The sequence below is a fragment of the Bernardetia sp. Wsw4-3y2 genome (genome assembly GCF_037126295.1).
Lineage (GTDB): Bacteria > Bacteroidota > Bacteroidia > Cytophagales > Bernardetiaceae > Bernardetia.
Genome location: NZ_CP147017.1, coordinates 2,376,154 through 2,401,799, shown reverse-complemented (window position 1 = coordinate 2,401,799; position 25,646 = coordinate 2,376,154). Strand labels below are relative to the sequence as shown.

General features: G+C 30.7%; 28 protein-coding genes. 14 read left to right on the top strand and 14 right to left on the bottom strand.

Translation table 11 applies throughout. The features are described from left to right. The first annotated feature begins 56 nt into the window (after positions 1-56). From asnB to V9L05_RS09710, 9 genes are all read left to right on the top strand, one after another. Entirely contained in the window at positions 57-1,997 is a 1,941-nt protein-coding gene (gene asnB, locus V9L05_RS09750; RefSeq protein ID WP_338815325.1) for an asparagine synthase (glutamine-hydrolyzing), read from the top strand. An 80-nt stretch (positions 1,998-2,077) separates the two neighbouring features. Continuing rightward, positions 2,078-2,527 (top strand): DUF1572 family protein, encoded by a 450-nt coding sequence (locus V9L05_RS09745; protein ID WP_338815324.1) that lies wholly within the window; start codon positions 2,078-2,080, stop codon positions 2,525-2,527. Positions 2,528-2,619: 92 nt separating this feature from the next. Then, positions 2,620-2,886 carry a hypothetical protein gene (locus tag V9L05_RS09740; protein ID WP_338815323.1) on the top strand — a complete coding sequence of 89 codons (267 nt, stop codon included), beginning with the start codon at positions 2,620-2,622 and terminating at the stop codon, positions 2,884-2,886. Next, on the top strand, positions 2,883-3,323 hold the full coding sequence (locus V9L05_RS09735) for a PIN domain-containing protein (RefSeq protein WP_338815322.1): 441 nt from the start codon (positions 2,883-2,885) through the stop codon (positions 3,321-3,323). Before V9L05_RS09740 ends, V9L05_RS09735 begins: the two co-directional genes overlap by 4 nt. Before the next feature lie 48 nt (positions 3,324-3,371). Beyond that, positions 3,372-4,229, top strand: a complete 858-nt coding sequence (locus V9L05_RS09730; protein ID WP_338815321.1) for a hypothetical protein — start codon at positions 3,372-3,374, stop codon at positions 4,227-4,229. A gap of 82 nt (positions 4,230-4,311) precedes the next feature. Next, the gene (locus tag V9L05_RS09725; RefSeq protein ID WP_338815320.1) at positions 4,312-5,616 is read left to right on the top strand and encodes a DUF5103 domain-containing protein; all 1,305 of its coding nucleotides are present in this window, start codon (positions 4,312-4,314) and stop codon (positions 5,614-5,616) included. 114 nt (positions 5,617-5,730) lie between these two features. Beyond that, positions 5,731-6,642 carry an SDR family oxidoreductase gene (locus V9L05_RS09720; protein WP_338815319.1) on the top strand — a complete coding sequence of 304 codons (912 nt, stop codon included), beginning with the start codon at positions 5,731-5,733 and terminating at the stop codon, positions 6,640-6,642. Between the two features lie 82 nt (positions 6,643-6,724). After that, positions 6,725-7,264, top strand: coding sequence for an isochorismatase family protein (locus V9L05_RS09715; RefSeq protein WP_338815318.1), 540 nt, complete (start codon positions 6,725-6,727; stop codon positions 7,262-7,264). A gap of 101 nt (positions 7,265-7,365) precedes the next feature. Next, positions 7,366-7,758, top strand: a complete 393-nt coding sequence (locus V9L05_RS09710) for a hypothetical protein (RefSeq protein WP_338815317.1) — start codon at positions 7,366-7,368, stop codon at positions 7,756-7,758. A gap of 12 nt (positions 7,759-7,770) precedes the next feature. Here V9L05_RS09710 and V9L05_RS09705 read toward each other — a convergent pair whose 3' ends face one another. Further along, positions 7,771-8,211 carry a hypothetical protein gene (locus V9L05_RS09705; RefSeq protein WP_338815316.1) on the bottom strand — a complete coding sequence of 147 codons (441 nt, stop codon included), beginning with the start codon at positions 8,209-8,211 and terminating at the stop codon, positions 7,771-7,773. A gap of 121 nt (positions 8,212-8,332) precedes the next feature. Continuing rightward, on the bottom strand, positions 8,333-8,809 hold the full coding sequence (rnhA, locus tag V9L05_RS09700; RefSeq protein WP_338793443.1) for a ribonuclease HI: 477 nt from the start codon (positions 8,807-8,809) through the stop codon (positions 8,333-8,335). Between the two features lie 141 nt (positions 8,810-8,950). Here rnhA and V9L05_RS09695 point away from each other — a divergent pair, with 141 nt between their 5' ends. Both V9L05_RS09695 and V9L05_RS09690 read left to right on the top strand, forming a co-directional pair. Further along, a complete protein-coding gene (locus tag V9L05_RS09695) occupies positions 8,951-9,316 on the top strand; it encodes a DUF1622 domain-containing protein (protein ID WP_338793444.1) in 366 nt (121 codons plus the stop codon). Between the two features lie 225 nt (positions 9,317-9,541). Then, positions 9,542-10,807 carry a hypothetical protein gene (locus V9L05_RS09690; protein ID WP_338815315.1) on the top strand — a complete coding sequence of 422 codons (1,266 nt, stop codon included), beginning with the start codon at positions 9,542-9,544 and terminating at the stop codon, positions 10,805-10,807. A gap of 51 nt (positions 10,808-10,858) precedes the next feature. Here V9L05_RS09690 and V9L05_RS09685 read toward each other — a convergent pair whose 3' ends face one another. Next, entirely contained in the window at positions 10,859-11,287 is a 429-nt protein-coding gene (locus V9L05_RS09685; RefSeq protein ID WP_338815314.1) for a CatB-related O-acetyltransferase, read from the bottom strand. Positions 11,288-11,342: 55 nt separating this feature from the next. Further along, positions 11,343-11,507, bottom strand: coding sequence for a hypothetical protein (locus tag V9L05_RS09680; protein WP_338815313.1), 165 nt, complete (start codon positions 11,505-11,507; stop codon positions 11,343-11,345). Positions 11,508-11,552: 45 nt separating this feature from the next. Between V9L05_RS09680 and V9L05_RS09675 the strand changes: the two genes are divergently transcribed. Next, a complete protein-coding gene (locus V9L05_RS09675) occupies positions 11,553-12,635 on the top strand; it encodes an endonuclease/exonuclease/phosphatase family protein (protein ID WP_338815312.1) in 1,083 nt (360 codons plus the stop codon). A 227-nt stretch (positions 12,636-12,862) separates the two neighbouring features. Then, positions 12,863-15,079, top strand: coding sequence for a polyphosphate kinase 1 (gene ppk1 / locus V9L05_RS09670; protein WP_338815311.1), 2,217 nt, complete (start codon positions 12,863-12,865; stop codon positions 15,077-15,079). A 36-nt stretch (positions 15,080-15,115) separates the two neighbouring features. Here ppk1 and V9L05_RS09665 read toward each other — a convergent pair whose 3' ends face one another. From V9L05_RS09665 to V9L05_RS09655, 3 genes are all read right to left on the bottom strand, one after another. Beyond that, positions 15,116-15,775 carry a metallophosphatase domain-containing protein gene (locus tag V9L05_RS09665; protein ID WP_338815310.1) on the bottom strand — a complete coding sequence of 220 codons (660 nt, stop codon included), beginning with the start codon at positions 15,773-15,775 and terminating at the stop codon, positions 15,116-15,118. Between the two features lie 27 nt (positions 15,776-15,802). Then, positions 15,803-16,591 carry a metal ABC transporter ATP-binding protein gene (locus V9L05_RS09660; protein WP_338815309.1) on the bottom strand — a complete coding sequence of 263 codons (789 nt, stop codon included), beginning with the start codon at positions 16,589-16,591 and terminating at the stop codon, positions 15,803-15,805. 62 nt (positions 16,592-16,653) lie between these two features. Further along, positions 16,654-17,211 (bottom strand): hypothetical protein, encoded by a 558-nt coding sequence (locus V9L05_RS09655; protein ID WP_338793458.1) that lies wholly within the window; start codon positions 17,209-17,211, stop codon positions 16,654-16,656. A 288-nt stretch (positions 17,212-17,499) separates the two neighbouring features. Here V9L05_RS09655 and V9L05_RS09650 point away from each other — a divergent pair, with 288 nt between their 5' ends. After that, the gene (locus V9L05_RS09650; protein ID WP_338793459.1) at positions 17,500-18,234 is read left to right on the top strand and encodes a M50 family metallopeptidase; all 735 of its coding nucleotides are present in this window, start codon (positions 17,500-17,502) and stop codon (positions 18,232-18,234) included. Positions 18,235-18,312: 78 nt separating this feature from the next. Here the strand turns inward: V9L05_RS09650 and rffA are convergent, their stop codons facing one another. The 7 genes from rffA to V9L05_RS09615 form a co-directional block, all read right to left on the bottom strand. Next, complete coding sequence (gene rffA, locus V9L05_RS09645) at positions 18,313-19,443, bottom strand: dTDP-4-amino-4,6-dideoxygalactose transaminase (RefSeq protein ID WP_338815308.1); 1,131 nt, start codon at positions 19,441-19,443, stop codon at positions 18,313-18,315. Between the two features lie 106 nt (positions 19,444-19,549). Next, positions 19,550-20,728 carry an acyltransferase gene (locus V9L05_RS09640; RefSeq protein ID WP_338793461.1) on the bottom strand — a complete coding sequence of 393 codons (1,179 nt, stop codon included), beginning with the start codon at positions 20,726-20,728 and terminating at the stop codon, positions 19,550-19,552. 16 nt (positions 20,729-20,744) lie between these two features. Further along, positions 20,745-21,383: an acetyltransferase gene (locus tag V9L05_RS09635; protein ID WP_338815307.1), complete on the bottom strand. Its 639-nt coding sequence runs from the start codon at positions 21,381-21,383 to the stop codon at positions 20,745-20,747. Beyond that, a complete protein-coding gene (locus V9L05_RS09630) occupies positions 21,380-22,321 on the bottom strand; it encodes a glycosyltransferase (protein WP_338815306.1) in 942 nt (313 codons plus the stop codon). Before V9L05_RS09630 ends, V9L05_RS09635 begins: the two co-directional genes overlap by 4 nt. A gap of 14 nt (positions 22,322-22,335) precedes the next feature. Beyond that, the gene (locus tag V9L05_RS09625; protein WP_338815305.1) at positions 22,336-22,980 is read right to left on the bottom strand and encodes an HAD family hydrolase; all 645 of its coding nucleotides are present in this window, start codon (positions 22,978-22,980) and stop codon (positions 22,336-22,338) included. Between the two features lie 3 nt (positions 22,981-22,983). Then, positions 22,984-23,976, bottom strand: a complete 993-nt coding sequence (locus V9L05_RS09620) for an ATP-grasp domain-containing protein (protein ID WP_338815304.1) — start codon at positions 23,974-23,976, stop codon at positions 22,984-22,986. A 129-nt stretch (positions 23,977-24,105) separates the two neighbouring features. Continuing rightward, entirely contained in the window at positions 24,106-25,632 is a 1,527-nt protein-coding gene (locus V9L05_RS09615; protein ID WP_338815303.1) for an HTTM domain-containing protein, read from the bottom strand. Positions 25,633-25,646: the final 14 nt, after the last annotated feature.

The window sequence follows — 25,646 nt, the reverse complement described above, 5'->3', positions numbered from 1 at the left end:
TTCAAAGGTTACAAGAAATTAACTGGTAACTGCTTACTGATAACTCATAACTGAACATGTGTGGAATAACAGGAATTTTTGCCTTTAATGAAATTGGTCGTTTTTCGTTGGTGCGTTTGCAGGAAGCAACTGAAAGACTAGAACATCGTGGACAAGATGCACAACGTTTGTACAATGATTTTTTTGTTGGTTTGGGACATCGTCGTTTGTCTATTTTAGATTTGTCTTCGGCCGCCAATCAACCAATGAGTAGTAAAGACGAGCGTTATACGATTGTTTTTAATGGAGAAATTTATAATTTCAAAGAGTTAAGAAAAGAATATTTGAGTGATTTAGACAATGTTGATTTTGAGACAGAAAGTGATACAGAAGTATTACTTCAACTTTATATTCGTTTTAAAGAAAAATGCCTTGAAAAACTCAATGGTTTTTTTGCCTTTGCAGTTTATGACAATCAAGAACAGTCTATTTTTATAGCTCGTGATAGAATTGGAATAAAACCACTTTTGTATTATCACGATGAAGATAAATTTGTCTTTTCTTCTGAAATGTCGTCTTTAATGGCATATCGTTTTCCTAAAAAGCTAGATTTTGCAAGTCTGCGCTTGTATTTTTCGCTGCATTATATTCCTGCTCCTCATACTATTTTTGAAAATGTCTTGAAACTTCCTGCTGGACATTATCTCAAAATCAAGAAAAAAGAAGTTATTTTAGAAAAATACTACGAAATTCCGAATAACTACGAAACTCAAAACTATAATTCTATTTCGTATGATAACGCACAAAAAGAATTAGTAAATTTATTAGAAGAATCAGTAAAAAAACGTTTGATTTCGGATGTTCCGATTGGTTCTTTTTTGAGTGGTGGAACAGATTCTTCGGCTATTGTTGCGCTGGCTACTCGCCATACAAAACATCTCAATACATTTTCGATTGGCTACAAAGACGAACCTCTTTTTGATGAAACGAGTTACGCCAATTTGGTTGCAAAAAAATTTAATACCAATCATACCGTTTTTACACTTTCGAATACTGATATTTTTGAGGCTGTTTTTGATATGCTTCCTTTTTTGAGTGAACCTTTTGCAGACTCTTCGGCTATTCCGTTTTATGTTTTGAGCAAACACACCAAACAAACGGCTTCTGTGGCTCTTTCTGGTGATGGTGGCGATGAGCTTTTTGCAGGTTACAATAAATATTTAGGAGAATATAAAGTCAGAAATGCAGGTTGGAAAGAAAATCTGATAAAAGGAAATTTAGGACTTTTAGAAAAGCTACCAAAATCAAGAAATTCGTTTTGGGGAAATAAATTCAGACAATTACATCGTTTTGCAAAAGCGGCACAATTATCAAAGCAAGAACGTTATTGGTTTTTGAGTAGTTTTATTGATGAACAAAACGTCCAAAATATTTTTCAATCTGATGTTTTTGACTTATCAAATGAAGATAACAAATTCCAAAATCGAAAAAATAATTACACAAAATTCATTTCTGAAAGCAAAAAAGGCGATATAAACGAAATGCTATATGCTGATATGAATTTACTTTTGCCAAATGATATGCTTCATAAAGCTGACCAGTTTTCGATGGCTCATGCTTTAGAGGTTCGTGTTCCTTTTCTTGACCATAATCTTGTGAACTTTGCTTTTCAGATTGAAGAACAATACAAAATCAATCCAAAAATTAAGAAACGAATTGTTCAAGATGCGTTCAAAAACATTCTTCCTGCCGAACTCTATAATCGTTCAAAACATGGTTTTGATGTTCCTTTAGCAAAAGGCTTTCAAACACTTTTAAAGCCACTTGTAGAGCAAAGTTTGGATAGAGATTTTATACAAGAACAAGGCATTTTTAGCCCTGCTTATACTGAAAATCTAAAACAAAAAGTCAAACAAGGAACAGATTACGACCAAAATCATGTTTGGGCATTTATTGTTTTTCAAGAGTGGTGGAAAAAAAATGATATACAGAAATTTATTGAAGAAGAAGAATTTTAAAAAGTATCACAGACTTCCTAGTCTGTGTATAAAATTGTTTTCAACAGACTAGGAAGTCAAAAAATTAATAAAAACCAAAAATGACACTCAACCAAACCTTACGCACACTTTTTGAAAGAGATATACAAAGAGTGAAACTAGAAATTGAGAGCTACAAAAACGAACAAAACCTGTGGAAATTAGATGGCGAAATCCTCAATTCTGCTGGAAATCTTTGTTTGCATCTTATCGGAAATCTAAATCATTTTATTGGTGCAGAAATCGGAAAAACAGGTTATATCCGACAAAGAGAATTAGAGTTTTCTCAAAAAAACATTCCTAAAAAAGAGTTAGTTGAAAAATTAGAAGAGGTTATCAAAATAGTTGATACTTCAATAAAATCTTTGGGTGAAGAAGGATTACATGCAGAAACTGCTGTTCCAAAATTCATAGAAAAACAAACCAACGCTTTTTTGCTTTTACACTTACACGCTCATCTCAACTACCATTTAGGACAAATCAATTATCATAGAAGGTTATTAGACAAATAAAAACTGTATAACAGACTTCCCAGTCTGCGTAAAAAACTTTGATTCTCTCTTTATTTTTGATATTTTTAGTTACACCATTAATTAATAATAGTATGTTATCACAATTAGATTCAAGAAAATATTGGTTAGTACATCAAATTCTGTTGCTTCAAGATGAAAATCTTTTGGAAAAAGTAGAGCTTTTTTGGAAAAATCAAATCAAAACACATTCTATCTTAAAGCCTATGCGTAAAAAACTGCGTATTGAAGATTTAATAGAAGAGCAAAATTACAAAGGTTTTGATTATCAAAATTATACTAGATTATCAAAAGAGTTAAATATTACTGAACCTATCGAACAATTATTAGCAGATATATGAATTACGTACTAGACACAAATATTATTTTGCTTTCTATGCGAAGTGAAGAGTTTAAAGAGTATATTTATCAAGATTTTTTGAAAGATAACACAGCAATTATATGTGTAGTTACAGAAGGAGAAATCTATTCTTTAGCTACTAGAAATGGTTGGGGAGAAAGAAAAATAAAGTTATTAGATGAATTGCTAGAAAATTATATAGTTGCAGATATTCATTCAAAAGATGTTACAAAGATGTATGCTCAAATAGATGCTTTTAGTCAAGGTAGATTAAAAACAATGCAAAGTAATTTTTCAGCTCGCAATATGGGCAAGAATGATATTTGGATAGCTGCTGTTTCAACTATATTAGATGCCATACTTATTACTACTGATAATGATTTTGACCATTTAGATCCCAATTTTTTGAAATGTATCAAAGTTAAATCCGATTTATAAGATTCTATTATCCCAACAGACTAGGAAGTCTGTTATACTGAATATCAAATGAAATTTTATATTTTATTAATCCTGTCAATTCTGTGTTTTTTTTCTTGTAACAGAAAATCTGTTGTTGATAATGAAAAAACTTATTTTACGGAAGGGCAGAAAAAACTAAAAGAAAATATTGCGACTAATAAATCTTTTAATTTTAACGATTATAATGATGTGCAACTTGATTCTATTTTTCGTTTGTCTTTAGATTCTATGATAGATTTTTTGAATGTTACAGAGTTTGAAAAAGATACGGTTGTAGAAAATTATTTTACAAATGCGATGTTTGTACAAGCACAAGCTGAATTTCCAGAATTTGTAATTTTAGATAGTAAGTATTTAGATTTAATGGATTCGATAGATTTTTGGGAATGTCCAACATACATTTATGTAAAAAAGGATAATAAATTAGAACTCTCTACTACAATAGTTACAAGCTCTAGAAGTTGGTTTGGTGCAGAAATTTATAGACGAGATATGGATTTTGATGGTAAATTAGATTTGATTATTTCACGTCCTTTTTATATGGCTAGTAGAGATATTGCAACTTACCATATTTTTATTAAACAAGATTTGAATAAAAATACAACAGCTTTTTCGACAAGAGAAGAAAAACTATTGGTTAATAATGGCAATAAAACTGTAACTTCATTTACTCACGGAGGTGCTTATGGAATTTATGCAAAAACTATAAATAAATGGAAAGGGGATAATTTAGTTGAAATAAGGAGATTACAACGAACTTATGGAACAGAAACAGAAGATGACTTTGTAGAAGAATTCACAATCAAAAATGGCAAAGAAGTAAAAATCAAAAGTCAAAAAATGTCATTTGAAGAAGCAGAAAAATACTTTGAAGAATATCAATAAAATGTATAACAGACTTCCTAATCTGTTAAAAATATATTACACCAACAGACTGGGAAGTCTGTCATACATAACTTTATACAAAATGAAATTTAAACTAACCTTATTTACAGTTTTATTAGCAATTATTTGTAGTCTCAATATCACTACTGTTTTTGCTCAAAATACAGAAACCTATTATGATGATATGTCTTTCAAAACGGAAGATTTTATCTATGATCCCTATATCAAAACGGTTCGGCTTTATCCAAATCAACAACCTTCACAGGCTGCTCAATTAGAGCAGCCAATTATACCACTTTCACAGCAAACCCCTTTACTTCTCACTTTTGATGAGTTGGCAAGTGATGCACGAGTATATAAAGCTAAAATTATTCGTTGTGAATCGGATTGGACAGAAAGTACACTTCCAGATATGGAATATTTGAGTGTTTATAATGATTTTTTAATACGTGATTATGATTTTTCTATCAATACGAAAGTGCCTTTCGTGCATTATAAATTTCAAATCCCAAAAGTAAAAATTTCAGGGAATTATGTAGTAAAAGTATTTTATCAAGATGAAGAAAACCTAATTCTGACAAAACGATTTATGGTTTTTGAGGAAAAAACAAGTATTGGTTTTGAGCAAATTCCATCTGTGGGTGGAGAAAATTCTCTTATCTATCAACAGTTCAAACTTTCAGTAAATTATACAGGTGTGAAAGGTGTAGTAAACCCAAATACACAATTTGAAGTAGTTGTAAGGCAAAATTATCGTTGGGGAAATGCGATTTATGACTTGAAACCTACTTTTGTAAAAGACTTTCAAAAAACATTAGAGTTTAGTTCTCTAACCGAATCTCAGCGTTTTTTGGGGAGTAATGAATTTAGATTATTTGATATTCGAACACAAAGAAAATTTGGTTGGGGAGTAGATAGTGTGCGTTATCAAAAAAATAGCGACCATGTTTTTCTTCAAAAAGAAAAATCAAGAGCAAATCTAGCTTACGGAACTCGCTTAGAAGATTTCAATGGACAATTTTATATAGAAAACAGCCAAAGAGCAGAGCAATCTGAAACAGAAGCTGATTATGCGTATGTAAATTTTGTATTGAAATCTCAAAAATTAGATAACGATGTGTATATAATTGGAGGCTTGACAGATTGGAGAATAAATCCACTCTTCAAGATGAATTACGTGAATAAAGGTGGATATTATACAGCAGAAGTTTTATTGAAACAAGGAATTTATAATTATTTCTACACAACTACAAATGATAAAAAAGAAATAGATTATTCACCTTTAGAAAACAATTATAGACAAACTGAAAACGCCTATGATGTTTTTATTTATTACCGTCCGATGAGTAGCAGAACAGATTATTTGGTGGGGTATCGTAAGATTTGAGAAATCAAATAAAAAATTGCTTCTACTTACAAAATCTATTATCTTACACAAAAATTAACCAATAATATAACTATAAAACAAAAAAATAATTTATATACTTAACTTAATATAGCTATGGAAAACGAAAAACCAACCTACGCACATCCTATGATGCGTGAAGATGCACTCAAAGGAAAAACTTTTGTTATTACAGGTGGTGGAACAGGTTTAGGTCGTTCGATGGGAACATATTTTTTAAAATTAGGAGCTAACCTTGTCATTACAAGCCGTAAATTAGATGTTTTGGAAGCAACAGCTAAGGAAATGGAAGAAGAAACAGGTGGAACTGTACTTCCTTTAGCGTGTGATGTACGTGATTACGACCAAATCGAAAAAATGCTTAAAGATTCTGTTGAAAGATTTGGAAGTATTGATGGTCTTTTGAATAATGCAGCAGGAAATTTTATCAGTCCAACAGAAAGATTATCGCATCGTGCTTATGATACAATTGTTGATATTGTTTTGAAAGGAACGTATTATTGTACCCTTGCTTTCGGAAAATACTGGATTGAATCAGGAAAGGCTGATAATTATGCTAACCCTAAGACAGTTTTGAGTATCGTAACTACGTATGCTGAGACAGGTTCGGGTTATGTTGTTCCTTCAGCTACTTCTAAAGCTGGTGTAGTGGCTCTTACTAAGTCTTTGGCTGTAGAATGGGCAAAATATGGCATTCGTTTCAATGGTATTGCTCCAGGGGCATTTCCAACTAAAGGAGCTTGGGAACGCTTGATGCCAAAAAATTTACAAGACAAATTTGATATTAAAAAGCGTGTTCCTGCCAAACGAGTAGGTGACCATCAAGAGTTGGCTAATCTTGCTGCTTATCTTATCTCTGATTATTCATCTTATATCAATGGTCAGATTATTACGATTGATGGAGGCGAAGTAGCACAAGGTTCGGGACAGTTTTCTATGTTAGAACACGTTCCTCAAGAAATGTGGGATATGGTAGAACAAATGACTCGTAGCGCAAAAAGTAGTTAATTAAATCAATTACGAATTATTAAAATTACGAATTACGAATAAGAAATATCATTCGTAATTCGTAATTGAAAATTAAAAAAACATGCAAATCAAAAAAGACGATAGCCTTTTACTTTTCATTGATGTACAAGAAAAATTATTTCCTCATATAGACAAGCATTTTGAATTAGAAAAAAAACTCAATCAACTTGTTGAAGGAATGCAGGTTTTAGATATTCCAATTATTGTTACAGAACAATACACAAAAGGACTCGGAAAAACCATCGAATCTATTTCTAAGAAACTAAACGATATTCCTACTTTCGAAAAAATGACTTTTAGTTGTATGCGAAATCTAGAACTGGCAGCAGCTATCGAACAAAGTGGAAAAAGAACAATCATTTTAGCAGGAATAGAAGCCCATATTTGTGTACTTCAAACAGCTTTAGACTTGTGTGCAGAAGGATTTGATGTTGCTTTGGTTCTGGATGCAGTAGGTTCTAGAAGTGAAGAAAATAAAAGTATTTCTGTTTTGAGATTACAAAATAAAGTAGCTTTTACAAGTGTAGAATCTGTGCTTTTTGAGCTTTGTGAAGCAGCAGGAACGGAGCAATTTAAGGCTATTTCTAAGATTATTAAATAGCCTGTTTTGTTGTCTTTGGTGGAGACACCAACAATGGCAGGAAATAAAATTATAATTCAAACAGACTAGGAAGTCTGTTATACAATTTTTTATCCCAAAACATGAAACTAGATGTTTTAGCTTTTCATATATATCCATATGAAGGAACTCAGTATTTTGAGAAAGATTTGATTGTAAAAAATAAAGTAATTGAATTATTTGATTATTGCCAAATTCTACAAGCATCAATTTCTGATAAAGGCTGGGAGTTTTTATTCAAAAATTATAGTCTAAAAGAACTCATTGAAATAGATAAAGAAAGTGGTTGGTTTGATGATAATGATGAAGGCGAATCTTTAAAATCATTATTTTATCATTCTCTTTTAAGTGGTTTTAATCCTTTAAAAATGCAGTACGGAACTTATTTTGAGTCTACTAATGTTTTTCAAAGTTTAGAAGGAAATACTGGCGAAATTGATTGGGAGAAAGTTTATAATCTTAAAGATGAATTATAAACGTATTTACTTTTATCTCAAAACCTCCAATTCACTTTTCTCAAAACGCCCCGAATCCTTCAAATAACCAATAAGAAAAGTACGAAATTCTGTATCAAAATCAGCTTTATCAAAATTTTCTACTAAAACAGTTTTATCTTCTTCAAACTCTCTATTTTTCCTCAAAAAATCGGGTACATTATGCTGCACAGAAAAACGTAAAAAACGAATTTCTGTATTTTGAGAATCCTCGTTTATAGCTTCTGCAAACAAGTCAAAACTCTTATTAACTTGTGCTAACTTTGTATAAGGATTCCAAGAAAATTGAGCCATCATAGACTCACAAGCAGCACAATAAGCCAATAAAAGTGCAGAGGGATTTTCTATTTCTTGTAATTGTTTTAAAAGTCTTTCAATTTTGCGTTCATTTCCTATCGCTTCAAAGTATTTTTTGCGTGCTTCTATTTCATTCATTATAAAAGTAATAAATAGTGAAAGTTTTTTATTAATCTATTTGTAGGTATAAAAAGTTTGAAAATCAGTTTTATTTTAACCTATTGGTGTTTTAGTGAATCGACACTAATAAAAACGCCTTTTACTTCATTTGATGTTTTTCATAATATTCATCAGCAGGAAGATTTGAGTTTGAAGCAGCAGCCACAGCTAATTCATCACAACGCTCATTTTCTGGAATTCCTGCGTGTCCTTTTACCCATTGAAAAGTTACTTGATGTTTTCTATAAATCTCTAAAAAACGTTTCCAAAGGTCTGCATTTAGGCGTGGTTCTCCTTTATTAATAAAGTTTTTTTTCTCCCACCCCAATACCCATTTTTTTTCTACTGCATCCACTACATATTTCGAATCAGAATAAACTTTTACTTTCATGTTTGGCTTTTTTAGAGCTTCTAAGCCGATAATGACAGCCAAAAGTTCCATTCTGTTATTGGTTGTACAGCGAAAACCTGCTGAAAATTCTTTTCGTAATCCTAGCGATTTAGCCATCAAAACTGTTCCATATCCTCCTCGCCCTGGGTTTCCTTGTGCTGCTCCGTCGGTGTACATTTCTATCATTTTGGTAGTGATTAGTGGTTAATTTTTAGTGATTAATGAATACAAGATATATTTTGATTAGCAAAAGTAGATAATTCTTTAAAAACTAAAACTTATCTTCAATGTTAATTCCAAATACATTTATTTTTTAAACTCTATTTTATGGAATTAATTAGACATTATATTCATTACGTAGCCATTTCTATTGAGGTTTTGGGGATTTTGACGATTATTTTAGGAATTTTTTATGCCTTTTTTCTTGCTCTGACCAAAACCAATCAAGATAAATATACACTTGTCAGACAAAAAATTGGAAAGGCTATTTTATTAGGTTTAGAAATTTTGGTTGCTGCTGATATTATTTCTACTATTGTAACCGAACCTACTCTAAATCAAGTTCTTACTTTAGGATTAATTGTTTTGATTCGTACTTTTTTAAGCCTTTCTTTGCAAGTAGAACTAGAAGGTCGTTTCCCTTGGCAACGTAAAGACATAGAAAAAGAAATTTCTGAAATTGAATCTAATTGAATAAAAACATTTTATTATTAAATCATTTCATCGTAAAAAAATGCTTGCTAATAGAATTTGGAGAGATTTAAAGCTATAAAAATGATTCGTTACATAAAATTGCTCGAAAATTGTATAATAAAAGTTATAAATCAACTACAAACACTCTAAAAAAATACAGAAGAAATTTTTCTAACCCACTAGATTTTGACAAATAGCATAATTAGTACTACAATGATTGATACAATGAAATTTCTTTTTTGTAAAACCATACCTGCAATTTTGCTAGTCATTTCTTGTATAGCGTGTAATACAGAGGAAACAAAATATGCAGAAGACATGAATACTACAATGGCTTCTGATACACTTTTAACACCATCTACATCTAATAATTATACTACAAAAGAGATTGATAGCGTTTCCTTTGCTGCTTATAACGATTCTGTTGAAACCATTCTTAGTAATTTACAGGTAAGTGAAGCACAAGCTCAAGAGCTTTCTGAGTCAATGAGTGAAATGATAGAAGAAGCAAAAAGCCTTCAAAAAAATAATCCAAATCAAGAAGGAAATAGAGGTTTGGAAAGTTTCAAAAAAGATTTACCAAAAGATTTGAGCACTTATTTATATATGAAAGTTGATTCTTTTCCTCAAAAATTATTGCCCAATAATACAAAAAATCTGTATATAGGAGCTGCTTCAGAAAATGAAGAACAATATTTATATGGACTTAGTAATGAAGGTAATCTTAAAAAATTAGCAAAACTTCCAACTGATTTTTTATTTAATCCCTACAAAAAAACAGAGTCGTATTACAGAGACGGAAAGATTTTTATTTGTTCAGAACAGAGTTATAAAGCAACTGTTATTTGTGGAATCTTTAATTTTGATTTAGCTAAAAATATGCTCAATTTTGAAGACCAAACAGCCACTGATTTCTCAGTCGAATCTATTTCAAAAGCCCAAAAAGCAGTAGAAAAAGGTAATATTATCGAAGCTGTAAATTTTTACGAACAAGTTGCCTATCCTCATAATTACATGCAGGTAGAAACTGAAACTATTCATCTACTCAAAAAAACCTATTCGGTTTTGCAAAGACTAGAAAAACAACAAAAATATGATTCTGCAACACTTGTTTTAGAAAGTATTTTTGAGTTTTGGGGAACAGAATTTTTATTGAATATTGAAACTCCACAGCAATTACAAGAGCTTTTTAAAAGTAATAACTTTGAGCTTTCTCAAAAGGAATACATTCAAATTTTAGAAAAATATGGAAGCCTTCTTCTTCAATCCAAAAAATATCTTGATGCTGTAGAAATAAATAAGAAATTGACTCAAATCACACCTACTTCTGCTCTCGCTTATCTTCAACTTGGAAATGCCTATTACAACTTGGAACGCTTACAAGACAGCCAAAATGCCTATAAAAAATATAAAGAAATTATAGCCAAAACAGGACAAGAAGCTGACAAAAAAACACTAGAACAAATTGAAAAGCGATTGAATGAAAGATAGATTGCGAGGTTGTTGGTATCGCTTCGCTAAAATAATCACAACGACATCTATTTAAGAATGAAGAGCGATAAATTTATCCACATTATCATCAGTCAATAATTCTACATTTTGAGTAATTTTTTCAATCTCCCAATTCCACCACTGTATCTTTAATAATGCCTCAATTTGAGCATCTGAAAATCGTTTTCGAATTACTTTTGCAGGGTTTCCTCCAACAATACTATAGGGTTCTACATCGCTAGTTACAGTTGAATTAGCTGCTATAATTGCTCCATTGCCTACTTTTACTCCTGCCATAATAGTTACATTGTAACCAATCCAAACATCATTCTGAATTTCTAAATCTCCTTTGTAAGGATATTTTTTTCCTTCCATTGCACCTGTCCAATCTTTTCCAAAAATAGCAAAAGGATAAGAAGTAACTGCTTTTGTGAGATGATTTGCACCATTCATAATAAATTTTGCATCTGAAGCAATCATACAAAACTTTCCAATGATGAGTTTGTCACCACTAAAATCAAATAAGTATTTTACATTATTTTACATTATTTTCAAAATTTTTGACATCTTCAAAATCATCATAATAGGTATAATCACCCACAATTATATTTGGATTTTTGATGATATTCTTTAAAAAGCAAAGTCTTTCGTAGCCCTCTAAAGGAAAAACAGCGTTTTTATTTGGTATATTTGATTTCATTTGATAAAGTATAGTTGTGTTACAATGTTAAAAAAATAATCTGAAATGTTCAAAAAAAGAATTCTAGTTATTATTCCTTTTCTATTTTTCTGCGCTAGTTTTTTAAGTCTTTTTCCTTTTTGGTTAGGCGATTTGTTTTCTCATTTTAGAATGTTGTGGACGGTTTTAAGTTTCATCCTTTTAGTGGCGTGTGGTATTTTTGTTATTCAAAAAAAGATTGACATGCTATTTTTAGTATTTCCTTTTGCTGCTCTGCTAATCAATTGGTACAACTCTCCTCAGTTTTCGTACAATTCTTATTCACTTTGGAAAAACTTTCAAACCTATGAATATTTGTATTCGGGAAGTCCTACTGATATCGAATATTCTGAAAATCTGAAACGAGAAATAAAAAATGATACAACTGTAAAAAGTTTACTTTTAATGAATGTGCTTAGTTCAAATAGGAATTATGAAGAAGTAAAGGAAACAATAAAAAATACTGATGCAGATTTTGTTGTAATTATAGAATTAAATCAGAAATGGAAAGAAGAGTTAAATGAAATAGAACAGAACTATTTTGCTCACTATTCGCAACTAAGAGAAGATAATTTTGGAATGGGAATTTATTCAAAAACTTCCTTTGTAGAATCTATTTTATTGGATTCGGTTCACAATCAAAAAAAAGCAAAACAAGCAAACTCATATTCAATGACTAATCCTAATATTAACTATTACATTAGTAACCAAAAACTGAAAGAACCTTGTATTTATGTCCAAGATGTCAATCAAACTGCAATTTTGATAGCTCATTCTTTTCCTCCAATTAGTCCAGAAGCATATGATAGAAGAAATAATTATTTAAGGGAAATTTCGTCTGTAGCTGCTAAAAAAGAGAAAACTCTTTTAGTAGGAGATTTTAATTGCTCTCCCTTCTCTGCTGACTATAAGAAATTTCTAAAAAATTCAGGGCTAAAAGATTCCCAAGAAAACTTTGGTTTTCAACCCACTTGGAATAGTTCTTTTCCTTTTTTGATGCAAACTCAATTGGATCACGTTTGGCATTCTGAGGATATTGAGATTTTGCACAGACAAACACTTCCAATTGAAGGTTCTGACCACAAAGCTGTATTGGTTCTTTTTAGATAAGGTTTATCAAATCGTAACATTTTCGTAATAAACGGACAAATATAGAAATCGTAATTTTGCATTTTGTTTCTACTCTAGTTTTATCAAAAAACTAAAACAACTTGATTGATACACAGTTTTTTTTGTAATTTGTAACTGCTCTAGCTAATCTTTATAAAAAGATGTGTTTTTAGTGTAAAAAAGCCTTTCCAATCCCGATTGAAGAATAATCTAAGAAGATAATAAATATGATTTCGCCAGAAAAAATAGAAGAAGTAATCGAACAAAGTCAGTACCTAAGTCGTGATTTGAGTTGGGTACAATTTAATTATAGAGTTTTAGACCAAGTAACGGCACAGCGTCGTACAATTTTGGAGAAATTCAAATTTTTGGCGATTACAGCTTCTAACCTAGATGAATTTTTTATGATTCGGGTAGGTAGTTTGTATAATTACATGGATTATAACAAACAACGCCTTGACTATTCGGGATTACGTGAACTTCCATTTCGTCAAAAATTATTACACGAAAGTCAGGAATTTGTCCAAAAACAATATCAATATTTACACGATTTACTTCCAAAATGTGGTGAGAATAATTTTAGAATTATTGATGGAGAAGAGATTTTGCAAGAAGAAGAGGAAGCAGTAGCTGCTTATTTTCAGCATACTATTTTTCCAATGCTTACGCCAATGGTGTATGACAACTACCATACTTTTCCAATTCTGATGAACAAATTATTGGTCTTTGGTGTCGTTACCAATATTAAAGGAGCAAGCAAAGCAAGCAGAAAAGTATCATTTATTCAAATTCCTCAAAATCTTCCTCGTTTTTTCGAAATGCACCGAGGCGAAACAGTTATCTTTTTACCAATTGAAGAAATTATCAGAAAATACGTCTATAAATTTTTTAGAAATGTAGATATTTTGGGTGTGAGTTTACTTCGCATTACTAGAAATGGCGATTTTACGCTTGATGAAAGTGATGATATGGAAGTAGATTTTGTACAGGAAGTAAAACAAAAACTCAAAACAAGAAAAACAGGACGAGTAGTTCGTTTGGAAATAGAAAAAAATTATTCAACGTGGATGCTTAGTCTTTTGAAATCTCGTTGGGATATTGAAGAAGATAATGTTTTTGAAGTAGAAAAACTCATTGATCTTACTTGCCTTTGGCAAATTGTAGGACATAAAGATTTATCAGAATTCCTGCCTTTACCTCACGAACCTGTCAAGCCATTGGCATTTTTACGTCAAGAAGAAAATACACAGAAAAAACGACATGATGACAGCATTTTTGATAGAATAAAGAAAGAGGATATTGTTCTTCATCACCCTTACAACAGTATGGAACCTGTTTTGGAAATGATAGAAGAAGCTGCTGAAGATCCAAATGTGTTGGCAATCAAAACGACAATTTATAGACTAGCAAAAGATTCAAGAATTACATCCGCTCTTTTACGTGCTGCTGAAAATGGAAAGCACGTTTCTGTGCTTTTTGAAGTTACAGCTCGTTTTGATGAAGAAAATAATATTAGAGAAGCGAAGAAATTACAGCAAGCAGGTTGTTTTGTGATTTATGGAGTTACACAGCTCAAAACACATACAAAAATTATGTTAGTTGTCAGAAAAGAAGGACAAAATGTAGTGCGTTATGTGCATATGTCTAGTGGAAACTACAACGAATCTACTGCCAAACTTTACACAGATATTGGACTTTTGACAACCAATGAAATCTATGCAAGAGACGTGTCAGAGTTTTTCAATGCTATTACAGGACACTCTGACCCAGACCGTTACGAACAACTTCTGACTGCGCCTAACTTTATGCGTCATCAACTTATTGCACTCATTCAGAATGAGACTAGAAATGCTTTAGATGGGCTTCCAGCAGGAATTTGTATTAAAATCAATTCATTACAAGACCGAGCATTTATTGATGCACTTTATGAGGCTTCACAAGCAGGTGTTCCTGTTGAGTTAATTGTAAGAGGAATATGTTGTTTGAGACCAAAACGAACAGGACTAAGCGAAAACATTAATGTTCGTTCGATTGTAGGTGACTTTTTAGAGCATTCACGTATTTTCTATTTCCATAATAATGGAGACCCTAAAATCTATAGCGGTAGTGCTGATGCTATGGTGCGTAGTTTTGATAGAAGAATTGAGTCTCTGTTTTTATTATTAAATCCAAATGCCATTCAACAAGCTATTAATTTACTTTCTTACAATCTGAAAGATACAATGAATAGCTACATTTTGCATGAAGACAGCAATTATTACAAATACGAGCGTTCAGAAGATGAGCCTGTTTTTAATCAACATGATGAGTTTTTCTTGATTACACCTGAATCTGTTAGTCAAGCAAATTTGTATGAAGAGTTTTTGAAACCTAATCAAAAATTGATTACTGCTCAAAGTCAGATTGAAATCAATAATTCATTAGAAAATGAGAACAAAAGTTAGAAATAATAATCATATTTTAATTTTATAACGAAAAAATCAAGATTGATTTTTATCCCAGTCAATTAAAATAGGCTGATTTGTAAGTTTGTAACGTATATCTAAAACACTAGCATTTATAAATAGGGTATCAGAATTATTTGATTTTCCGTATGCTTCATGAATATGCCCAAAAGCATGAATTTTGGGCTTTATTTTTTCTACAAATTTGATAAGTTCTTCACAACCCACTTGCAAACCTTGTATCGTTTGGTCTAAAATTCCATAAGCAGGTCCGTGTGTAAGCAAAATATCTGTATCAGATGGAATTTGCTCCCAGTATTTTCTAATTTTTTCCCCTCTATCACAGTTGAAAGCCCAATCATAAAAACGAGGAGTAATGGGCGAACCCCAAATTTTGATTCCTTCTATTTCCACAGAAGAATTATTGAGATAAATACAATTTGTAGGAACAAGAGATTCGGCTAAAGTAGGATTCATTTCAAACAAAAAATCATGATTTCCTGCTATAAAAATTTTGTAGGTATAATCTTGAATTTCAAACCAGTTCAAAAAATCTATTACTTCATCTTCTTTTCCTCTTTTGCTAATATCGCCTGTATGAATCAGCATCGTACTTTCTGTATCTGCTACATCTAATTTTGGCAGTTTAAGGCTTTTATGTTGTCCATGTGTGTCTGAAATAAAAAGGATTTGCATAGTTTTTATGAAATTTAAAAAATTGAATTAATCTTCCCTTGAAGGAAATTGTGCTTTCTTTAATAAATCGCCTACTTCTGACAAAACGGTCAGTCTTCCTCCATACGTTTCTTCTAAAAGAGCTTTTGTAAGTGTTGTTTTTGTTTGTCCACTAGCTATCAAACGCATATTGAGAAGTACCACCCAATCAAAATATTCGGCTGCTGATTGCAAATCGTGATGAACAACAATAACTGTTTTGCCTGCTTCTCTCATTTCTCTCAAAAGGGTAATAATAGCTGACTCAGTAGCTGCATCTACTCCCACAAAAGGCTCATCCATCAAATACAAATCTGCTTCTTGTGCCAAAGCTCTAGCCAAAAAAACTCGTTGCTGTTGTCCTCCAGAAAGTTGTGAAATTTGGCGAGAAGCAAAAGCACTCATTCCGACCTGTTCCAAAGATTGCAAAGCAATTTCCTTATCTTTTTTAGATGGGCGACGCATCAATCCCATTTTGCCATAACGTCCCATCAAGACTACCTCAAAAACAGAAATTGGAAAATCCCAGTCGACAGATTCTCGTTGAGGAACATAACTTATTTTGTCTCTTACCTCATCAAGATTTTTGTCCATAAGTTTTACATAACCACTACTCAATGGCAAAAGTCCCATGACAGCTTTTATGAGTGTCGATTTTCCTGCTCCATTAGGACCAATTATTCCTACTAAAGAACCTTTTGGGATGCTCAAATCGATGTCCCAAAGAACAGGCTTGCGCTCATAGCTAACTGTAAGGTCGTGTATTTCTAAAACTGGATTTTCTACTTGTGTTATCAATTTCTTTAATTATTAATGGTCAGTGATTAATTATAAATGAATTTCAATCTAATTTCTATAGTCTAATATTTTCCAAAAAACCAATTTCCTAACGCATTTTCATCATTACTTTCATAAAATTCTCTCCAATAATTTGTTATTTGTTCTTCTGTTAAATATCCTTTTTTATTTATATCTAATTTCTCAAATGTTTGTTGAGCAAGCTCTTTATCAATTCCATAAGCTCCAAAAAATTTTTCAAAAACAGATACATCTATCTTAAAATCTTCTTTTTTATTTTGGTCTGCAAAAAGACGAATTACATAACAAGTAATAGGTAAAATATCTTCTTCATACGAGTCTTTTTCTATCAATGAATTGCAATAGGCGACCCATTCATCTATACTAATTTGTTCGTTTTTATCACTATCAGCAAAAAAAAGCATCTTTTTCCAACGATTTTGATAGAGATAGTTGAGTCCACGATAGGTTTCTGACTGCCGAGAAAAAGGAACAACTTCAGCTAGTTTATTTAAAATCAAAGTAAAATCATTTCTTTCGACAGTTCCATCATTATTCATATCAAAAACTTCAAACATGCGTCTAGCTTTTCGTTCTTGAAGTGGAGTAAGTGTGTTCATTTAATAGTAGGATTAAGGATTTGGTAGGATAAAAATGATAAGGCAAGTTACTTAAAAAATAAAATTCTGTTCAATAAAATTATAAATTCTCTAGCAGTCTATCAAGAAATATTTCATTTCTTATCAGCAAGGAAAGTATAAAAAAACACAAAATCCTCAAAAAAAACGTTAGGAATTAAAACACCTAGTTGTACTTTCCAACTTTTTACCTATTTTTTTCGTAAATTATACCATACATTGTTAAGCAAAGTGGCAAGCATACAGTTTTAAACTTTATAAATTAAATACATGAAAAATTCAGCCTTAGACAAAGATTATACTTCTTTATCATCCAAAAATTCTCAAGCTGCTCAACACAGTTCACTTACAGGACTTTTAATCGCTGCTGTTATTACAGTAGTTCTTTTTAATGTTCCTTATGGACAATATATAAGTTATCCTTTTTTAATTTTGGGTACTTGGTTTCACGAAATGGGACACGGACTTATGGGTCTTATTTGGGGTGGGAAATTTTCTCACTTAGACATGTTTCCAAATGGTTCGGGAGTAGCTTATACAGCTACTTCTGGTATAATGTCTAGGGCTTGGGTAGCTGCTGCTGGACTTATGTCACCTCCTATTGTTGGTGCTATTTTGATTATGGCTGGTCGTACTCAAAAAGGTGCAAAAATAGCTATGAGTATTTTGGGGGCAGTTCTGCTTTTATCTGTTGTTATTTGGGTTCGCTCTATTTTTGGAGTTGTTGCTGTGGGGCTTTGGGGAGCTGTTATTATGGCTTGTGCTTTCAAATTACCTCACTCATATAAACCTTTTGTAGTTCAGTTTTTGGGAGTACAGGCTTGGGCAAGTGCTTTTGTAAGTTTAGATTATATGTTTAGTGACAATGCTGGCTCATTGGGCGTTTCAGATACACAAGCTATTGCAAATCTTCTTATTTTACCTTACTGGTTTTGGGGTGGAGCAATTGCAGCTTTTGCTATTGTGATGCTTTTGGTAAGTCTGAAAGTTGCCTTTAAGAAATAAATTTTTAGGTAAAAAAGCCGTTTTGTTATTCTTTTGTGGAATAATAAAACGGCTTTTTTATTGAAAATATCTATTTCTCTAAGAATAAAATTCTGATATTGTATTGATTACTCTTTGTATTTCTTTTTCTTTCAATTCGTAATAAAATGGAAGACGAACCAAACAGTTTGCATATTTATCACAGTTTGGAAGTTCTCTTCCATCGTGTTTGTCTCCATAAAAAGGAGATTTGTGTAAAGATAAATAATGAAAAACAGCATATATATCATTTTGTTTTAACTTTGAAATTAGTGCAGAACGTTCTTCAATATTCTTGCAAACTAAATAAAACATATGTGCATTATTGGTCGCATAGTTAGGAATTTGAGGAATTTTGACTACTCCTTTTTTATCTAACTCTTTCAACCCTTCATAATATTTATTCCAAATATCAGTTCTACGCTTTTGAATATCTTCCAAATTTTCTAACTGTGCATACAAAAAAGCTGCAATAATATCAGAAGGCAAAAAGGAAGAACCAATATCTACCCAACCATATTTATCTATCTCTCCTCTGAAAAAAGCAGAACGATTTGTTCCTTTTTCTCTAATAATTTCAGCTCGCTTGATAAATCTATCATCATTGATGACTAACATTCCACCTTCTCCTGAAATAATATTTTTAGTTTCATGAAAAGAAAAAGCAGCTAAATGTCCGATACTTCCAAGAGGTTTTGTATTATAAAAACTATCTACAGCCTGCGCTGCATCTTCAATAACAAAAAGATTGTGTTTGTTTGCAATTGACATTATTTTGTCCATATCACAAGCCATTCCTGCATAATGAACAACTACAATTGCTTTTGTTTTTTCAGTAATGAGTTCTTCTATTTTATCAGCATCAATATTTGGTGTGTCTTTTTCACTATCTGCAAAAACAATTTTTGCACCACGCAAAACAAAGGCATTTGAAGTAGAAACAAATGTATAAGAAGGCATAATAACCTCATCTCCTTCTTTCAAATCAATAAGCAGAGCTGCCATTTCTAGTGCGTCTGTACAAGAGGTGGTCAGTAAACACTTTTTGAAGCCATATTTTTCTTCAAAAAATTGATGGCTTTTTTTAGTAAACATACCATCTCCAGAGATTTTCTTACTTTCGACAGATTGACGAATATACTCCGTTTCTTTACCTGTCATATAAGGTTTATTGAAAGTTATAGGGTTCATAATTAAATGAGTAAGATAAAGATATTACAGACAAATAAATTTACTGATGCTATTTATGTAAACTTATAAACTTTATTTCAAAAAAGACACAAAATAGATTTGTTTTTTAGTTCTCTCCACTTTTTACTTTAGAAAATTTATGTTTGAAACTTAAAAAGTATTTTTCAAAATAAGTATACGACAAATAACTTATTCCAATAGTTAGAAAAATAATTGAAGAATAAACCAAAATATTATATAAAACTAAATTTTGAATACCTAATGAGTTTATTAAACCAAAACATAAAAACATTATGATAGGATGATACATATAGATACCGTAAGAAATTTTACCCAAAAAATTCAAAATTGTTTTTTGATTTTCTAATACTCCTTTTGCTGTAATTACATGAAGTATTATTCCTCCAAATAATACAGGAAGTCCGTGATGCAGAATACGAATAGGATAAAAAAGTAATATACCTGTTGAGATATAGAGTCCAAAGACAATAATTTTATAGCTGAATAGTTTAAGAACAATTTCTTTATGATAATAAAATAGATAGGCAAATAAAGCTCCTACACACATAAAATGCACAGGAAATGTTTCAAAATAAATTAGTAGATATTGAAATAGTTTGAAATCAAATATAGGATAATGGTTTACTAAATAATTTAAAAGTTTTACTCCTAATGGTCTAAAGACAATAATACTTATGGCAACATAGATTATATTTTTCTTAAATACTTTCAATAAAATAGGCCAAAAAAGATAAAATTGTTCTTCTACACTAACCGACCAAGTTTGAGATGCTCCTGCTATATAATATCCAGATGATAGAGCAATATGAGAAAAGAACACTAAAAAAAGACCTAATTTGAAATAAAAAGAATCAGAAATGATATTTATTCTATTCATATAACTTGTTTCGCCATTTAAGAAGGGAAGCAAATCGGGAAGCAGAGGTACAATAAAAAAAGATAAAAAAACAATCATATAATAAAGAGGCCAAATACGAAGCACTCTTCGTACGTAAAAATCTTTTACATTTATCTTATCGTATCTTTCTTGCTCTGCAAATAATAAATAAGTAATTAAAAAACCACTCAAAACAAAGAATAAATAAACTCCATTTTTACCTATTGTAGATATAAAATAAGAAAAATAAGTAATATCCAAGAGGGATGGCAAATCTCCCATTCGTTTATAAAGTTCAATATGATGAAAAACAACTGCTAATGCTGCAATAGCCCTAAGTTCATTTAGTCCTTTAAAAAAAATTCGTCCTTCTTTATTATTATCCATTATTTTTATTGTTGTTTTATGATTTTATTTTTTTAGCAGGTACTCCTACATACAGACCTTTATCTGTAATGGATTTAGTAACAACAGAACCTGCTCCAATTTGTGTATCTTGACAAACAGAAATATTATCTATAATAGTACTATTAATTCCTATAAAACATCTCTTTTCTATTTTGATAAACCCTGCTAAAGCTGCCGAAGGAGCAACAAAACAACATATTTCTATTTCAGTATCATGGGCAATACAAACAGCTGTATTAAGTAAAACACCATTACCTATCTTACAACCAGCATCCACAGTCACATGAGGCAAAATAACAACTCCTTTACCTATTTTTACACTAGAATCTACATAGGCAGAAGGATGAATAATAGAAGCTAATGGAATTTTTTTTGAAATTAAATCTTTTAGCAATTTTTCTTTAAAATCAAGATGTTTATAGCCTATGGCAATACTAATTTCATCAAACTTATTTACTTTAAAATCATTTTCTATGTCAGAAATTTTACCTAAAAGAATAAATTTATTGTCAGCACTTTGCTGTGTCTGAAAGTCATCATAAAAACCGATAATCTCAAAATCACAGGATTTAGCATGATGTGCAATAAGTTGTCCTAAGTCTCCTGCTCCAATAATGGCTAACTTTATTTTCATTTTTCTTCTAAATTAGTAACTGTTTTGACTGAGTAAAGAGGTCTTTGTTTGACTTGCTTATATATCTTACCTACATAAACTCCAACAATTCCTACCATTATTAATTGAACTCCAAATCCAATGAGCATAGAGACCATAATAGAAGCCCACCCCATTTGAAAGTCAATAAGAAGAAGTTTGGCAATGACAATAAAAAAAGCTGCAAAGAACCCTAAAACAACCATGTAAGAACCTATACGAATGATATTTTTGAGAGGAAGGTCTGAAAAATCTAAAATAGCATCAAAGGCTAGGTTGAGTTTTCGGCTAAAGTTAAATTTACTGACTCCTGCAAAGCGTTCTCTTTGTTCGATGGTAATTGTAGTTTGTTTCATTCCAACATGCATAAACATTCCTTCTATAAATCTGCTAGACTCATTGTATTTTAAAAACTGATTTGTAAAGCGACGATTAAAAATACGCATAACAGCTAAACCTCTAGGTAGATTAAGCCCTGTAAAATGTTCTAAAATCCACCAAAAAAGTTTAGAAAAAATCACATTTATAATATTGTCTTTTTTCTCCTTACGTACACCAAACACCAAATCATATCCCTCTTCAATTTTTCTTATAAAGTTAGGGATTTCTATAGGAGGGTCTTGTAAATCTGGATCCATCATTAGCAAATAATCTCCCTTAGCATAGGTTATTCCTGCCGTAAGTGCTGCTTGTTTGCCATGATTGTATGAAAATTCTACTAATTTGAGGTTTGTATTATTTAGAGCTTGTGTTTTTATCAATTCTACTGTATTATCTTTACTTCCATCATCAACAAAAATGATTTCGTAATTGATAGCATGTTCTTTTAATACTTTTGTAGTTTCGTAAATAAATTGTTCAATACATTCTTGTTCGAAATATACAGGAACAACTAGAGAAAGCAATTTGTCTTTTAACATAATCTAAAAATGAATCAATCTAAAAATGTAGAAAGTTGATGTAATGAATTAATTTTGGGTTCTTTATAATAAGGAAATACATTTTCTCTGTCTACTAAAATAGCTTCTATACCTAATTTGCGTGCAGGTTCTGTATCTAATTTTATCGAATCTCCTACATAAAGAATTTCATTAGGAGAACATTCTAATTTCTCTATTGCTTTTTTATAAAAATCTAAAGAGGGCTTTTTTAATCCTTCTTTTTGTGAACCATAAATTGCAAAAAAATCGCAATTAAAGTAAGATTTTAATTTTGACTCTAAAGATATATCCCAATTTGAAATAATACCTGTTGGTATAGTAATTTGATTGAGAAAATCTGTATCATCAAACGGTTGCCATTCCATATAGGTACAGGCAGCAAAAATATCTTCTAAGAGTTTGAAGTTTGGTAAAATGCCTACAGCATACAGTAACTCTGTATTGAAATGATGATAAAATTCTTTAGATGTTTTGTCAGGAAAAATAATAGTTTCACTAAGAAGTTTATGAATACGTTTCAGATAATGAATATCTATTTCATAGCCGTGTTCTACTAATACTTGATGTATTTTTGCAAATAGTTGAGGTTTTTGAAGTAGTGTATTAGCAACATCAAAAAATATATAATTGTAAGGCATTTTTTAATAAATAAAATGGTCTGTTTGATTGTTTTTAGGTTCTTTCAGTTCTGAATTTGGATAAATAATATCCATCAAAATACGTATTGCACTTCCTTTTGTAATTTTGGGAACAGTCGGTTCTTTATCAAAAACATATTCTTCTAGTATGTATTCTATGTCTTTAAATCCAAATTGTGAGCGTATAGAATTTGTTCCTGATATTCTTCCATTGATTTCGAAAGGCATAATTTTTCCTTCTTCAGTAACAATAGCTTGAATATTACAAGAACCTACAATTTTTAAATGAAGCATCATTTTTTTAATGATTTTCTCTAATTCTGAATCATATTTTTGTATCACTTCACAAAAAGCAGTTGCTCCACTTTGCAATTCTCTTTCAAAGGTAATAAATCCATGCAATTTTTGTTGGCGAGTAACATAGAAGGCACAAGTAATTTCTTTTCCTGTCCATAACTCTTGAACCATATAGTCATCACTAAAATCTTTTATATTCTTAGGATTAATATGTATTCCTCTTGAACCTCTTCCTTCTTTTGGCTTGAGTATATAGGATTGAAAAGCGTTTTTTGGATAGGTAGAAGGTAAATAGGAATGAGCAAAAGGAATTTGATGTTTGGCGAAAAACTCCCATGTTTTGTATTTATCTAAAAAAACTTCATTTGTTTCTGTAGGAGAAACAGCCATTTTAGGTAATTTATGAGCATTTTTACTCAAATAATAAACTTCATAATCTGTACTGGGAAAAACAACGTCTATCTTTTCAGTCTCACAAATAGCAATAATTGAAGGAATATAATTTTCATCATAAGCATATTCTATTTCATAGGTTTTATCACAAAGATGATTTCCAGCCGAAATGGGTATTACGTTTATACCTATAATACGAAAATTAAATTGCTCATTTTCTTTTGCATAAGCCTGTATATTTCTCAAAATGCCTTGTCCAACATTTCCTCCTATTCCAGTAACTAGTATACTAATTGTCCTTTTCATCAACTATAAGATTCTTTATTTGAGTTTCTAGATTATTTTTTGGTATAAAGTTAAGTTTTTCTGCTAAACAATAAAAGAGGCTAATAAAAATACCTTATCAGTCTGATAAGGTATTTTTATTACTTTTTTTTATAGAGATTCTATATCTGGAAGATCGATAAAATATTTACCATCTATCCATTTTGCTTCACTTACATCTTGCCATGGTTGTGCCATTTGGGTCTTAAGAAAGTCTTTTTCCCATTCCATCGGAATATCGATTTTTTTAACTTTGACTTTGAATGTAGCATCCTCTAAGTCAATATCATTTTTCACAGCATAAAATTCTGTAAAGCGTTTTATACCATTAGAAAGAGCTGTAGAATCTACTTGAGGACCGACCATACCAAAACCAATATATGTCCAATTTCTCCCTACATTATACCAAGAAGCTTGTCCTTGAGGGTTAGTAATAGGTAGCCAAGTTTCTGATCCATTTTTTTCAATATAAGTTATTGCTATAATATGATTATATCCTGTATAATGAAAATCAAGAAATACACTATGACTAACTATACCAAAGAAACCTTGACTTATTAAAGGACTTATGTTTGAAGAGATTTTAGCAAAAACCTTGTTTGGAAAAGAAACTGTCCAACCATTATTGATTACAACCTTTTTGACAAGTGGAGAACGATAGATTACTCCCAACTGTAAACTCATAATTAGCACAAAATAGGTAATAATAGCATAAATATGTATTTTTTTGAATAGTGGAATCTGTAAATTATCTCTAATTTGCTGTTCTGTTGTTTGTCCAAATATTCTATTCAAAAAAGCCTTATAAGATGTATTAATTTTTTTGATAAAATGTAAAGGTATTAATAATATATATAAAGCTATCATAGTTAAGGCAAACCCAGGAATTGGAAAAGTAATAAAAATACCTATATGTAAACCTAAACCCACAATAAAAATAGGTAACCGAGCTTTCTTATTCCAAAATATAAATATAAATATGAACTCTAAAAATAACGTTAAATAGCTCAAAAAAACTATTATATATTTTTGGTTCATTAACCAGTTTAAATCTAAAAATGTAAATTGGGGCAAGGATGCAGGTTTCCATACTCCCAATCCAGTAGTCCAAGTTACAGAAGCTAATTTATGAAAAATTGAATCAAAATATATAAAACCTATACCCACCAAAACAATAGAAAAATAATTAAGGACTGAAATATCACTAATGAAAACAGGTTGATTTTTTATTTTACTTTTATAAGCTTTAATAAAGCTATCTACTGATAGAGTTTCAGATGATGAAGTAAAAATCAATAAAAAACTAACTCCTATGTATATATAATCTGCATGATAACTAGCTATTAAAGATGTTCCAAAGATAAGTACACAACAAACATAACTAACTATAGCCACATAGCGTGTAAATAAACCTATGACAAGAAAAAGAAGACTAAAACACCAAATCCATAACAAACCATCAAAAATAAATATCTTACCAACAGTCATTTGATTTATAAAAATCAAATATTTAAAATTAAATATTTGTACTACTTCTCCCAAAAGAATAAATCCAAAAAATATACGGAAAAGAGCCAATCCAGTAGGATCTATTTTCTTATCATATAGCTTCTCAAAAAGGTTATATATCTTTTTCATATGATAACTAATAA

Coding starts and splice junctions, on each gene's coding strand:
- asnB (WP_338815325.1), top strand. CDS start 57: ATGTGTGGAATAACAGGAATTTTTGCCTTTAATGAAATTGGTCGTTTT.
- V9L05_RS09745 (WP_338815324.1), top strand. CDS start 2,078: ATGACACTCAACCAAACCTTACGCACACTTTTTGAAAGAGATATACAA.
- V9L05_RS09740 (WP_338815323.1), top strand. CDS start 2,620: ATGTTATCACAATTAGATTCAAGAAAATATTGGTTAGTACATCAAATT.
- V9L05_RS09735 (WP_338815322.1), top strand. CDS start 2,883: ATGAATTACGTACTAGACACAAATATTATTTTGCTTTCTATGCGAAGT.
- V9L05_RS09730 (WP_338815321.1), top strand. CDS start 3,372: ATGAAATTTTATATTTTATTAATCCTGTCAATTCTGTGTTTTTTTTCT.
- V9L05_RS09725 (WP_338815320.1), top strand. CDS start 4,312: ATGAAATTTAAACTAACCTTATTTACAGTTTTATTAGCAATTATTTGT.
- V9L05_RS09720 (WP_338815319.1), top strand. CDS start 5,731: ATGGAAAACGAAAAACCAACCTACGCACATCCTATGATGCGTGAAGAT.
- V9L05_RS09715 (WP_338815318.1), top strand. CDS start 6,725: ATGCAAATCAAAAAAGACGATAGCCTTTTACTTTTCATTGATGTACAA.
- V9L05_RS09710 (WP_338815317.1), top strand. CDS start 7,366: ATGAAACTAGATGTTTTAGCTTTTCATATATATCCATATGAAGGAACT.
- V9L05_RS09705 (WP_338815316.1), bottom strand. CDS start 8,211: ATGAATGAAATAGAAGCACGCAAAAAATACTTTGAAGCGATAGGAAAT.
- rnhA (WP_338793443.1), bottom strand. CDS start 8,809: ATGATAGAAATGTACACCGACGGAGCAGCACAAGGAAACCCAGGGCGA.
- V9L05_RS09695 (WP_338793444.1), top strand. CDS start 8,951: ATGGAATTAATTAGACATTATATTCATTACGTAGCCATTTCTATTGAG.
- V9L05_RS09690 (WP_338815315.1), top strand. CDS start 9,542: ATGAAATTTCTTTTTTGTAAAACCATACCTGCAATTTTGCTAGTCATT.
- V9L05_RS09685 (WP_338815314.1), bottom strand. CDS start 11,287: ATGATTGCTTCAGATGCAAAATTTATTATGAATGGTGCAAATCATCTC.
- V9L05_RS09680 (WP_338815313.1), bottom strand. CDS start 11,507: ATGAAATCAAATATACCAAATAAAAACGCTGTTTTTCCTTTAGAGGGC.
- V9L05_RS09675 (WP_338815312.1), top strand. CDS start 11,553: ATGTTCAAAAAAAGAATTCTAGTTATTATTCCTTTTCTATTTTTCTGC.
- ppk1 (WP_338815311.1), top strand. CDS start 12,863: ATGATTTCGCCAGAAAAAATAGAAGAAGTAATCGAACAAAGTCAGTAC.
- V9L05_RS09665 (WP_338815310.1), bottom strand. CDS start 15,775: ATGCAAATCCTTTTTATTTCAGACACACATGGACAACATAAAAGCCTT.
- V9L05_RS09655 (WP_338793458.1), bottom strand. CDS start 17,211: ATGAACACACTTACTCCACTTCAAGAACGAAAAGCTAGACGCATGTTT.
- V9L05_RS09650 (WP_338793459.1), top strand. CDS start 17,500: ATGAAAAATTCAGCCTTAGACAAAGATTATACTTCTTTATCATCCAAA.
- rffA (WP_338815308.1), bottom strand. CDS start 19,443: ATGAACCCTATAACTTTCAATAAACCTTATATGACAGGTAAAGAAACG.
- V9L05_RS09640 (WP_338793461.1), bottom strand. CDS start 20,728: ATGGATAATAATAAAGAAGGACGAATTTTTTTTAAAGGACTAAATGAA.
- V9L05_RS09635 (WP_338815307.1), bottom strand. CDS start 21,383: ATGAAAATAAAGTTAGCCATTATTGGAGCAGGAGACTTAGGACAACTT.
- V9L05_RS09630 (WP_338815306.1), bottom strand. CDS start 22,321: ATGTTAAAAGACAAATTGCTTTCTCTAGTTGTTCCTGTATATTTCGAA.
- V9L05_RS09625 (WP_338815305.1), bottom strand. CDS start 22,980: ATGCCTTACAATTATATATTTTTTGATGTTGCTAATACACTACTTCAA.
- V9L05_RS09620 (WP_338815304.1), bottom strand. CDS start 23,976: ATGAAAAGGACAATTAGTATACTAGTTACTGGAATAGGAGGAAATGTT.
- V9L05_RS09615 (WP_338815303.1), bottom strand. CDS start 25,632: ATGAAAAAGATATATAACCTTTTTGAGAAGCTATATGATAAGAAAATA.